At 68.0% G+C, this 11,015-nt stretch carries 12 protein-coding genes and 1 pseudogene; 5 read left to right on the plus strand and 8 right to left on the minus strand.

Annotated features, from left to right (window positions below; genetic code table 11):
• Window positions 1-431: 431 nt before the first annotated feature.
• The gene (locus ACFWUZ_RS26890; protein ID WP_384377986.1) at window positions 432-1,913 is read left to right on the plus strand and encodes a competence protein CoiA family protein; all 1,482 of its coding nucleotides are present in this window, start codon (window positions 432-434) and stop codon (window positions 1,911-1,913) included.
• Window positions 1,914-2,091: 178 nt separating this feature from the next.
• Here ACFWUZ_RS26890 and ACFWUZ_RS26895 read toward each other — a convergent pair whose 3' ends face one another.
• Both ACFWUZ_RS26895 and ACFWUZ_RS26900 read right to left on the minus strand, forming a co-directional pair.
• Window positions 2,092-2,355 carry a hypothetical protein gene (locus ACFWUZ_RS26895; protein WP_384377989.1) on the minus strand — a complete coding sequence of 88 codons (264 nt, stop codon included), beginning with the start codon at window positions 2,353-2,355 and terminating at the stop codon, window positions 2,092-2,094.
• Between the two features lie 48 nt (window positions 2,356-2,403).
• Window positions 2,404-2,724: a hypothetical protein gene (locus ACFWUZ_RS26900; protein ID WP_384377992.1), complete on the minus strand. Its 321-nt coding sequence runs from the start codon at window positions 2,722-2,724 to the stop codon at window positions 2,404-2,406.
• Between the two features lie 721 nt (window positions 2,725-3,445).
• On the opposite strand from ACFWUZ_RS26900, the pseudogene ACFWUZ_RS26905 reads away from it, so the two are divergent.
• Window positions 3,446-4,219 (plus strand): annotated as a pseudogene (locus tag ACFWUZ_RS26905) (IS5 family transposase); the annotation flags it as partial.
• A 27-nt stretch (window positions 4,220-4,246) separates the two neighbouring features.
• On the opposite strand, the gene ACFWUZ_RS26910 reads toward ACFWUZ_RS26905, so the two are convergent.
• From ACFWUZ_RS26910 to ACFWUZ_RS26930, 5 genes are all read right to left on the minus strand, one after another.
• The gene (locus ACFWUZ_RS26910) at window positions 4,247-4,837 is read right to left on the minus strand and encodes a hypothetical protein (RefSeq protein WP_384378032.1); all 591 of its coding nucleotides are present in this window, start codon (window positions 4,835-4,837) and stop codon (window positions 4,247-4,249) included.
• Entirely contained in the window at window positions 4,834-6,093 is a 1,260-nt protein-coding gene (locus ACFWUZ_RS26915) for a hypothetical protein (protein ID WP_384377995.1), read from the minus strand. The genes ACFWUZ_RS26910 and ACFWUZ_RS26915 overlap by 4 nt, the downstream gene beginning before the upstream one ends.
• A 3-nt stretch (window positions 6,094-6,096) precedes the next feature.
• On the minus strand, window positions 6,097-6,831 hold the full coding sequence (locus ACFWUZ_RS26920; protein WP_384377998.1) for an ATP-binding cassette domain-containing protein: 735 nt from the start codon (window positions 6,829-6,831) through the stop codon (window positions 6,097-6,099).
• A gap of 128 nt (window positions 6,832-6,959) precedes the next feature.
• A complete protein-coding gene (locus ACFWUZ_RS26925) occupies window positions 6,960-7,379 on the minus strand; it encodes a hypothetical protein (RefSeq protein WP_384378001.1) in 420 nt (139 codons plus the stop codon).
• Between the two features lie 90 nt (window positions 7,380-7,469).
• Complete coding sequence (locus ACFWUZ_RS26930) at window positions 7,470-7,859, minus strand: hypothetical protein (RefSeq protein ID WP_384378004.1); 390 nt, start codon at window positions 7,857-7,859, stop codon at window positions 7,470-7,472.
• Between the two features lie 383 nt (window positions 7,860-8,242).
• Here ACFWUZ_RS26930 and ACFWUZ_RS26935 point away from each other — a divergent pair, with 383 nt between their 5' ends.
• Together ACFWUZ_RS26935 and ACFWUZ_RS26940 are read left to right on the plus strand one after the other, a co-directional pair.
• On the plus strand, window positions 8,243-8,743 hold the full coding sequence (locus ACFWUZ_RS26935) for a hypothetical protein (protein WP_384378007.1): 501 nt from the start codon (window positions 8,243-8,245) through the stop codon (window positions 8,741-8,743).
• A 324-nt stretch (window positions 8,744-9,067) separates the two neighbouring features.
• Entirely contained in the window at window positions 9,068-9,337 is a 270-nt protein-coding gene (locus tag ACFWUZ_RS26940; protein WP_384378010.1) for a hypothetical protein, read from the plus strand.
• Between the two features lie 137 nt (window positions 9,338-9,474).
• On the opposite strand, the gene ACFWUZ_RS26945 is transcribed toward ACFWUZ_RS26940, so the two are convergent.
• Complete coding sequence (locus ACFWUZ_RS26945; RefSeq protein WP_384378029.1) at window positions 9,475-10,086, minus strand: RHS repeat domain-containing protein; 612 nt, start codon at window positions 10,084-10,086, stop codon at window positions 9,475-9,477.
• Window positions 10,087-10,272: 186 nt separating this feature from the next.
• On the opposite strand from ACFWUZ_RS26945, the gene ACFWUZ_RS26950 reads away from it, so the two are divergent.
• Window positions 10,273-10,551 carry a hypothetical protein gene (locus ACFWUZ_RS26950; protein WP_384378012.1) on the plus strand — a complete coding sequence of 93 codons (279 nt, stop codon included), beginning with the start codon at window positions 10,273-10,275 and terminating at the stop codon, window positions 10,549-10,551.
• Window positions 10,552-11,015 lie beyond the last annotated feature (464 nt).

Genomic DNA, 11,015 nt, shown 5'->3' on the forward strand with positions numbered 1-11,015 from the left:
AGCCCGTCCGCGGGCGGCGAGGGTCGGCTGGCACTCGACGGTCCGTATGGAGTTGGGGGTCGGGCCACCCCGGGACGAGGAATCCGGCTGGAGTGTCGCCGAAGCCATCTACCTCCTCGACCCCGCAGTCCAGCACCCCGCCCACCGCCGCGGGACATGGACACCGTCGCCGGCAGGGATGGCGGGATGGACAACGGGCAGCTCACCCCCGTTGCCACCCCGGTATCCATGCGGCAGCCGTGGGCGAGTCCGGGCAGGCACAGAGTCTCCGCGGGGGACGGCCGGCCGGGCGCGTCCGCAGTCGTGGACGGCCGCCGCCTCCTCTGCGGGAAACTGTGACCGACTTCCGTCCGCCCGGCCGAATGCAGCGGTCTCGACTGTCAGTGCCCGCCGTAACACTCTGAACTGATCGTTCGTCCAGAGGGGGGCTGATGGCGTTCCGTGCCGTGCACGCCGAATGGGGAACCGTTTTCGCGCACCTGCCCGATCTCGGGTGCGGGCAGGCATGGGAGGCGGTGTGGAAGGTCAAGCCGCCCCCGCCCCTCGCTTGCGCGGAGTGCCGGCACCCGATGTACGCGAAGGTCTCCTACAGCGGGCTGCGGTTCTTCGCCCATGCCCCGCACGCACCGGACTGCGAGATCGCCCTGCAGGGCGAGTCCGAGGCCCATCATCTCCTCAAGCTGGAGCTGGCCAGTGCCGCGCGGGACGCGGGTGCTCACGCCGAGCTGGAGGTGCGGGCACCTGATGGTTCCTGGCGCGCGGACGTGCTGGCCACCGACCCGGCCGGGACGTGGCGGATGGCGCTGGAGGCCCAGCTGTCGCCCATCACCGCGGCCGACATCACCGCACGAACCGAGCGCATGCGCGAGGACGGCGTGACGTCCTGTTGGTTCAGCGACCGGCCCCGCCCGCCGTGGCTGGGCACGGTTCCCTCCCTGCGGCTGGCCACGACGGACGGCGGGGTCCATGTCGCTGAGGGCCTGGTGAAGTTCGACCAGGGCGGGTGGGTCGCCGCGCCGCAGGTTCCCGTCGCCGACTTCCTGCGCTGGGTGTTCACCGGCAAGGTCGCCCCCCACGCCCCGCGCACGCGGCTCCGGTACCCGCTGTTACGTCAGCTCGCGCAGGTGTGGACGGCGCCGCAGTACGCGGCCGCCGAGGGCGTCCACCTCGTGGAGGAGGAGAAGCGGCAGCGAGGCCTGGAGGAGGAGCGGGCCCGGTATAGGGCGAAGGCGGCGAAGAAGCGGGCCGAGATCGACAAGGCGAATGCCGCCTCCCGGCAGGCCGCGCTGAGGCGGGCCACCGGAGCAGAAAGGGACGCACGTCGGCTGCACAGCGGTCCGGCTGGAGAGAGGTGGCAGGCGCAGCTCATGACCCGCCGAGGCGTTCGGGAAGCGGTGGACCACCTGGCCCGTGAGCACGGCATCACCGCGACGGTCGGAGTGAGCATCACCGACCACCGGTGGGGCGGTGGCACACCGCTGATCGGCGTGGACGGCGTCCCGGTCGCGGTGTTCAACCCGGAGTCGGCTCTGGTCAACGGGGAGGCGTTCCGACTGCTGGCCGGGATGCTGCTGCTGTTCACGACCGACAAGGACAAGAAGCGCTTCGACCGGAACACCCGCAGCCGCCGCCGTCGCCGCGTCCCCATCGACGGCTGGAAGATGGAGCACACCGAGGTGGTCCCGGTCAGCCCACCCGCCAAGAAGGCTCCGCCCCAGGCGGAAGTGCCGTGCCCTCGGCGCCCCGCTGGCCCTTGCGCGTGCCCGGAGCCGCAGCTCACAGCGATGATCTCCGGGCAGCCGCAGCCGGCCGAGCCGTGCGAGCACATGACCCCGGCTGCAGCGGTCTACGCCGCATCGTGCCGGACCTGCGGGGGTGCGTACGACAAGCCGTGGCGCCGGATGCGGCCCTGACCGGGGGCCGCCCCCGTTTCATAGGTGGCGGGAGTGCGATCACATCGTCTGCAACCGGCTGAGCCCCGGGGCATATGAGCCCGGGGCTTAGCCGGGTTCAGGTGGGAAACCCGTTGATCCTTCGGTGCCGTTCGCGCCGGCGCGCCCCAAGGGCAGTGTTCGGGTCCGCCTGAGTTGCTCAGGTCTGGGACTCTTCGCCATGCTGCTGGCCCTGGACGGCGGGCGCCGTTGCCTGTTCGAGGCGAAGCCGTGCTCGGTCCATTCGCTCGCGCATCCGCCGTGAGCGGTGTTCAGCTTCCTCTCTTATGGCCGCGGCATTGCTCTCCTTGTAGCTGGTGGCCAGGCCCTCGAGCTGGTCCCGGATGCTGCTCAGCTTGTCCTCCACCCCCTTCAGGGGGCCGTGGACCAGCAGCATTTCGGCGTACGTGCCGAAGTCGACCACGTACTCCATCTCCTCCATCGGCCCGTACGGCCTGCCTCAGCATCTCTGTCAGGTCCTCGCCCCAGCCCGATTCGAGCGGGGGTCCACTGAGATCCGTACATTGCGGGCGATCGTGGAACCGATGTTCTCACCGACGACCACGAGGACACCCGACATGGAGTCTGCGGGCTGGATGTCGACAACGACGTACGGCTCGTTCTGTTCTCGATGCACCGCTTCCGCATGCTCAAGTTGCTGCCGTGCGACCGCGACCTGTTGTTCAGCGGCATTGACCTGACGGTTCGCATGCCTGGCCTGCCGCATGCTGACGCCGACAGCCATGAGGGCCACAACCATGGAACCGACAGCGGTCCAATCTCCTGCATCCATGACGGGAACCTAGCGCGCAAATCTGACAAGGCACCTGGCAGATAGGCATAGTGCCCGTCGGTTTCGTGCACCTGTCCGTTTCATGAGTGGTTCCCGTTGCAACACGGCGCTGCGGGGTCCGTCGACCTGCAACGATCAAGTTTCATGAGGCGTTGCAGATGGTGGGGCGCCTGAAACACCCCATGAACGGCGGCGGCCTTCGGGGACGGCTGGCCGCGTGCACCGCGGTCCGCGGCTGGCATGCCAGATCAGCCTGTGGTGCGGCCAACCTCTTGCCCGGCGGGACACGAAGCTGCCCGTCGGCGGGCAATCCAGGCCCCGACCATGAGGACGAGCCCGGCGCTCAGGCTGCCGAGGAACTCGGGCAACGCCGCCCAGGCCAGTGCGAGCGCAGTGTTCACGCGACAGCGGTCAGGGACCGCCGACGTTGGTACTCAAGGCCGAGTCGCCGGAGCTTGCGCATCACGCGCTCGCCGACTTGAGGCGGCTGGACGCTCCCGTCACCCCGGACGGAGCCTTCGCCGCCGCCGAGGCGTACGCCACCAGCGTGGTGCCCGTCGGAGTGGCTGGGCTGTCCAACTGCGTCTCTTCTTTCCGCCGATACGCCGCCTACGTGGCCAGGCGTTGTGAAACGCCCCTCGGGCCCGTCCTTATTGGTTGTGTGGTAAGTCGAGGTCGGTCTCTTAGAGGTCCTGACAGAAGCTGTACGTCAGTCGCGACCATGGATCGTGCGGATGAACTGTGTTCGTTCATCGAGCCGTTGCTGCCTGAGCTGGCGCCGAAGCAGGCGGAAGGACGTCCTCGGGTGCCGGACCGGCAGGCACTCTGCGGGATTCTGTTTGTGCTGCATACCGGGATCCAGTGGGAGTACCTGCCGCAGGAGCTGGGCTTCGGATCCGGCATGACCTGCCAGCGGCGTCTGGCCGTGTGGAACGACGCCGGCGTGTGGGACCAACTGCACTTGGTGCCGCTGACGAAGCTGCGGGTCGCGAAGAAGTTGGACCGGTCCCGGGCGGTGATCGACTCCTCCCGTGTCAGGGCCGCTCGACGAGGCCCAAAAGCGGTCCCGGCCGGTCGACAGAGCACGTCCGGGCAGCAAGGCACCACCTCATCGTCGACGGCCAGGGCATCCCGCTCGCCGTCTCGCTGACCCGGCGGCAACCGCAACGACGTCACCCAGCTGGTACCCCTGCTCAAGAAGATCCCATCCGTTGCCGGCCTGGTCGGACGGCCACGAAACCGCCCCGACCTCCTGCTCGGCGACCGAGGCTACGACCACGACAAATACCGCCGTCTCGTCTGAGCGCCGGGCATCGAACCGGTGATCGCCCGCCGCGGCGTCCCGCACGGTTCCGGCCTCGGCATCCACCGGTGGGTCGTGGAGCGGACCATCGCATGGCTCCACGGCTTCCGCCGATTACGGATCCGGTGGGAACGACGCGACGACATCCACGAAGCCTTCCTCGGCCTCGCCACTTGCCTCATCACCCACCGGCACGTCCAACGCCTTTGTCAGGACCTCTTAGAGGGCGCTGCGCGGCGGTTTGAGACTGCTGAACGTCGCCCCGGCAGCCAGGACCGCGACGCCCGCCAGGAGAGCGGGCATGCTCGTTGCGGGGTGCAGGACGACAGCCCACGGCTGCGCTCCGCGGCCACCGCTCTTCCATCCTCCGACGGCGAGGACCAGGGGTACAGCGGTGAGGACCGGGGCTGCAATCCGGGCGCCGGTGAGGGGGTTGAGGACGAGCGCCAGGCCGAGGTAGAAGGCGGTATTCCGACCGATCGCCACGGCCACGGCGTCAGCGCCCGCGAAGTGTCCGAGAACGGCCATGGTCAGGGCGAGGGTTGCGCAGGCGGCGGCGAGGGAGGTATCGAAGCGGTGGACGGCCCGCACGGCGACTGTTTCGGTGGCATCTCGGGCGCGGCCGGTGAAGGCGAGCCATGTCACGGCGGGGATGACGGTGATCAGCGCGGCAAGGAGGAAGTGTCCGGCCCCGCCGACCATCGCGGGTACGGGGATGCGGCTCTGTCCGAATGCCAGGCCTGCGCCGGCCGTCACAGCGGTGATGGCGGCGAGGGTGGGGACGTTGCGGGATGCGGCCCACCAGTTCACCGGCCTGCTCCTTCAGGGTTCAGGGTCGGCTTCTGGTCGCAGCCGGTGAGAGCGGCCCGGTTCGTTTCGTACCAGGCGTGCTGACGGTCGGAGGGCAGGGTGAGGATCTTCTGGGCGAGTTTCGCATCGTCGGGGGAGACGCGGCCTTGGACGGGCGCCGGGGGAGCTTGGGTGGCGATGGCGGTCAGCCATGCGGTGAGCGGTCCGCGGGCGGGGAACGCCGGGTACTCGTGGCTGGTTCGGGCGCATTCGGGAATGGGGGGCAGGAGGGTGTTGGTGAGGTTGGCGGCAATGCCCTGCTCGCGGACCTGGCCTTTGCCTCCGAAACCGGCCTGTCCGGGCTTGAGGTCACGCCTTTGGGTGAGGGAGGGGAGGACGGGAAGCCCGGCGTCCTTGAGGCGGCCGCTGTAGGTGCGGGTGGTCGCCACGATCCGGGTGCGTCCCGGGGTCTCGGGCCACAGGCACACTTCCGGAACGCCGGCGGTGTCGCAGACCAGAGCGTCGGCGTTCCGGTCGGTGACCGGTTCATATCCCATGTTCACGACCAGGAACACCGAGGCCACCGACGCGGCGGCGAGGACAGCCAGAGGCTTCCAGCGGTTGGCCTGGGCAATCACGAGGAGGCACGTGGTGATGATCCCGCCGGTGAACAGGAGTGGTGCCCACACGGCCACAGGGTCGATGACCGATCCGACCGAGCAGCAGCTGTCGTAGGCGCCAGCGACCAGGTGGCGGGGCCACGGGGTGTCCCAGGATCCGGGAAAAGCGGTCAGGCAGAACCCGGCGACCATCGCCAACGGTGCGGCCGCAAGGTGCGGAAGACGGCTGCCCAGGAGGTATCCGGCCAGCGTGGCGGCCGCCATCAGGAGGGCGTACACCGCGAACATGCCCAGGTGGGAGAAAGGCGGAAGCGCTCCCGCAGCCGCGACCGCGACGCCGACCGCGATAAGCATCCCGGCCACGCCCATCGCCCACACCGGAACCAGCAGCGGCAGCGCGATGGCGAGCCGGCTGCGGGAAGGAGTCTGCCCGAAGACCTTGCCCCGGCGCAGGCGTGCACTTTCCCACGCTCCGCTCGCCGCGCACGCGGCCGAGGCGAACGGGATCGTGTAGGAGGCGTTGCCGAGGACGGACGGCCCGTAACCGGGGACGGTGCCCATGGTTATCGGCTCCGACAGGAGCAGCAGGACGTAGCCGGCGAGGAAGACGAGCATGAGTCCGGCGGAGGAGGACCGCAGAAGAGTGGCGATACGCATCGGTCAGATCTCCCGTCCGACGAGCATCACGTAGGCTGCTTCGGCCTGCTCGCGTTCGCCTGTGGTGGCCGGTGCCAGGGCGTGGAAGTCTGCGGGGCTGCCCTGGAAGCAGATCTTGCCGTGGGCGAGGACGGCCACGTGCGTATACAGGTCGGCGAGGTCTTCGGTCTGGTGCGTGGAGACGATCACCTGCACGCTGCCGGCGAGGTGGTCAACAAGCTCACGGAACACCAGGCGCTGTGTGGGGTCGAGGCCGGCGGTCGGCTCGTCCATCAAGATCAGCTCACTGCGGTGGGTCAGTGCCCCCGCGATTCCCATGCGGCGGAGCTGCCCTCCGGACACCTGGTGGCTTTTGCGCTCCGCGAGGCGGGTGAGGTCGACGCGGCGCAGCGCGTCTTCGGATGCCTTCCACGCCAGGTCTTTCGGCATGCCCTTGAGCCATCCTGCGTAGGCAACCTGTTCGCGTACGGTCAGCCCGGGCACGGGGGTGATCTGCTGGGGGATCCACGCCACTCTTTCGCGGTAGGCGGCCAGATGGCGGCCCTTTGCGGTGCCTCCGTTGAAGGTGACCGATCCGGAGGAGGGGGGCAGGTGGGAGGCGGCAATGGCCATCAGTGTGGACTTGCCGGCTCCGTTCGGGCCGAGGAGGACCGTTGCCCGCGCATCAATCCGGAGACTGAATTCATTGAAAACGGGTGTCTTCCGCCCGTACCGGAACGAAATGTGATCAAAAATCATAGACATGGAGGAACGCACAATCCGCCACCCCGCCGCCAGCGGGAGGGCTTTGGTCGTGGGACAGTGGACAGGAAGGGTCCCGGTGCTGAATCCACCGGGACCCTCGTCCTACGTGTTCAACAGCCTTACTACCAGGCGACCTTCACGTATTTGACGGTGAGGAACGTGCCGCTGTACACGTCCGTCAGCGCGAAGTAGTAGTTGCCCGCGTCGTTCGGGTCGCCGTAGTCAACCCACCCGCAGTAGTTCGTCCGGGTCCCCTTGGAGCGGTCCGGAGCGGAAGAGATATCCTTCCACAGCCGCAGCCCGGCGGAGTTGAACCCGCTACCGCCATCCGAGATGCAGTCCGAGAAGTAGATACCTGTGTAATCCCAGGTGTCGTTGTTGTCCCACCAGCGGCGCGACTCGCTACCCACTCGCCACCCCGTGATGGACGATTCGAACTGACCCTCTGCCGTCACCCCGGCGTGCGCCGGAATCACCGACACCGCACCCACCAGCGCGGCACCGGCCATAGCCCCGGCCCACGACTTCAAACCTATCTTCACTCGATCCCTCTCCCATATGTGCGGCACCGCCCCTACCGGGGGGGCACCCTCGAGGGGTCGGAAGAACCCGACCCCTGATCCGGCCTGCGACTACCAGGCAACCTTGACGTAGTCGATGTCGATGTAGTCGCCGTTACTGACGTCCGTCAGCGCGAAGTAGTAGTTGCCCGCGTCGTTCGGATCGCCGTAGTCAACCCACCCGCAGTAGTTGTTCCGGGTGCCCTTACTGCGGTCCGGGGCGCTGGAGATGTCCTTCCACAGGCGCAGCGACGCGTAGTCGTAGCCTCGGTGGTCGTCATCCGACTTGCATCCCTGGAAGTAGATGCCGGTGTAGTCCCATGTGTCGTTGTTGTCCCACCAGCGGCGGGACTCCGTCGGAGCCGTCCACCACGAGATGTGGGACTCGAACTGACCTTCCGCGGTGACGCCCGCGTTCGCCGGCGTGATGCCGGCCATCCCGAGGAGCGCAACACCTGCCATCAGACCGGCCGTTTTACGCCGGGTACTCATCGGTTTCCCCTTCCTCTGCTCGTTGGCCCAATGTGAGGGCATGACGGAGGGAGGAGACGTTGTGCGAGGCCTCCCCCCGAGGCGATTCGAACGCTAACCGCGGAACATCCCATTCTGCGAAGGGAGTTGGAGTTTGGCTCAAATGAACAGCTGTCCCGTGCGCCCCGCACAGCACAGGCCACATCCAGGGGCCACCGCTCGATCCACCCACCCACAACGGCTTCCAGGCCGGCGGAGACTGGCAGGTCCTGACCGCCCGCGTCGACAACACCGGCAAGCAGGCATTCAGCCGCGCCGAACTCGGCCTCCACACCTACCGCCCCGACGGCGCCAAGTGGACACCCTCCCAGGTCATGCTCGAAGTCCGCACCCAGGACGCGGACGGCAACTGGAGCTGGAAGCCGGAGAAGACCTGGGACGGCGGGGAAACCCTGTTCGGCATCGGACTCGGGACCCGTGCCGTGGCCGCCGACGAGGTGTACGAGGTCCAGTTCCGCCTCCGCTTCGCCGCTGACACGCCGCCCGGAGACTTCACCTTCTTCGCCACCGGTCCCATCAGGGCGGCCGACCCGAAGCCGAACGAGTACTTCGACTTCGACTCCCCCCGGTACCAAGCGAAGATCAGCACCGCCGCAGGAACCAACCATCCCGTGCCCAACGGCGGATCCCAGCCGCTCCCGGCAAGCGGTGCCCCCTCGGCAACGCCAGTAACGCAGAGCGCGGGTGGCCGCCTCGCGGACACAGGCACGGATCCCGCCACGCCATGGGCTCTGGCCGGCGCGGGCCTGACCCTCGCCTTGGGCGCCGCCTTGGTCGCGGGGACCGGCCGGCACCGCAGGCACACCGCAGGCTGAGGACTGATCGGGGGCGGGGTACCACGCGTCAAGCGCGGTACCCCGCCCTCCTCCTCCAGCGCGGCGGTGGCGGGTGTGGCAGGGGGCCCGCCTGCAAGCAGCGAGGTAAGGGCGCCATCTACATATTCATGGCATTTATGCAACTGTTGTGAGACTCGCAGCTCCCCCAGTGCTCGAGGAGTTCGTGGATCACGTAAAGGTTCATGACAAGAACGGTCCGGGCGGATCGGTGAGACTGGAGTTCGAAATACCTGTGGAGAAGCTCGACCGGTTCGATGAACTGACTCAGCGACGCACCTGGATCGATATTTTCGGAGGTCCGAGTTGAGATTTCACGACAACGAAGAACTCGATGTGACGGTCGTCGGGGTCGCTTCTGTGGGAGCAAGGGTGGAAGTGGACGGGCACGAAGGCGTCTACGGGTTCATCGACCAGGTGAAGCACCCGTCATGGTGGGACGAGAACATCGCCCCGCCTCTCGCCGGGGACAAGCTGCACGTCTGCGTTCTGGACCCCACGCGGGAGCCGTATCCCCGCTTCAGCGCGCTGCCGGCTGACATCGACACCGCCCGACGCCTGCGCGGGGAGGGGTAGCGAGGGGGGTCTGACGCCCTCCTCGCGTCCGGCGGGCCGGGCGCCCGCTGCTCGCCGGTCCGGCGCATCATCGGTCGGATCGGATCGGATCGGACCGGATCGGTCGCAGCGGTCGGGCACGGCAGCGGTGCCTGCTGTCAGGGTGGGGGTCGAAACGGGGCGTCGTGGTCCTTGGTCAGGTTGACCTGGACCTCCTTCTCCTCAACATCGGCCCGCACGACCGTACCCGCGGGCAGCGGGACCTCCTTGCCGAAGGACCACGGCCCGGTGTCCACCACCATGTAGGAGGAACCGACCTCCTCCGTCGCCTCGTCGACCTTGCCGACGTGCCCATCGTTCGCCTGGACCTTGAAAGCCTTGAAATGGGTGACGGAGCCGAGAGGGTCGATCTCTTTGACGATCTGGCACGCGTCGTTGACCACGTACGGGCGGACCGCCCCCGTGCCGCCGATCGCTGTGGTGACGCGTAGCCCGGTTTCGATATCGATAGCGTCACAGTCGAGGCGGAGGCTCGCATGCCCCTCGGCGACGCAGCGGTCGTAGTCGTCGTACGCGTACTCGTAGCGGCTGTCGTGGGTGTCGGTCCACGAGGTCACTCGGCCACGTTCGTCGTAGGTGAACCGCAGTGGCGTTGGGCATGGCCGCGGCCCTGCACGATGGCAGCCTGGGGTCGTGGATGATGATGTCGCCGGCGGCCGCGATGAGGGCGGTGCCGTCTCGCGGGCGGCACTGCGTAGCGAGGCGTCCAGGCTCCAGGATCATCACGTGGTGGGTTTCTGGCGTATCTGGGGCATGCCACCCGGGCACCATCGTCCGCGCCCTTGTCGCACGCGGCCCCTCACGACCGTGGCCAGCCCGTACCAGCCGCAGGGCTGCGGTGCGGGAGCGCGCTCACGTAGCCTCGGGTGGTCTTTGTCCACCTCGGTGAGGGCGCCATGACCGTCACGTACCTGATGCTTGCCCGCCTGTCTGAAAGGGGGTTGAGTACTTTCGAAGCCTATGAAAGCGAGGTTCTGCCGCTTCTTTCCGAGTACGGAGGCCGTCTTGAGCGCCGGCTGCGCACGCTGGACGATCAACTCGAGGCTCACCTCGTCACCTTTCCCGACAGCGCGGATCTCGCTGCCTACCGCGAGGATCCTCGGCGTACCGCCGCTGCACCCCTGCTGGAGTCGTCCGGTGCAGCGGTCGAACTGTTCGCTGTGCGTGACGTCTGACGACTGGGTGCACCTCCGGAGGGAGGCGTGCACCGGGGCCCGCGTGTCAACGGCTGCCGTGTCGGCCGGACGGGATCCCGCCGTGGACATGCCTCGACAGCGGCTGAGCCGGTACCCACCGGACAAGCGCGTTCCGCCCGTGGTCCAGAACACCGGGCTCACGCGGCGGCCTCGGCCACCCCGGTTCCGGATCCCGGTTTGTCCCGGTCGTGACGTCCAGGTGCGGCCGCTTGAACGGGACGGGGTCCCTGCAGACGCCGCCCCGGTCGGTGGACAGGTCGGGCTGATCTCCGCCACACCGCCTCCGGGCGGACGTCGCCGGGCTCCGCGGCATGGCGGAGCGTTCTGTACGTGGGGCGCGGGCGCCTTAGGCTTGTCCCGTATAACGCTGTGACCTGGGAGATCGGTCGGCGGTACTGTCGGCCGATGGAGTCTGATAAGTCGAACGAGTGCCCGCTTCATGG

This window comes from Streptomyces sp. NPDC058646 (genome assembly GCF_042716875.1).
Taxonomy (GTDB): Bacteria; Actinomycetota; Actinomycetes; order Streptomycetales; family Streptomycetaceae; genus Streptomyces.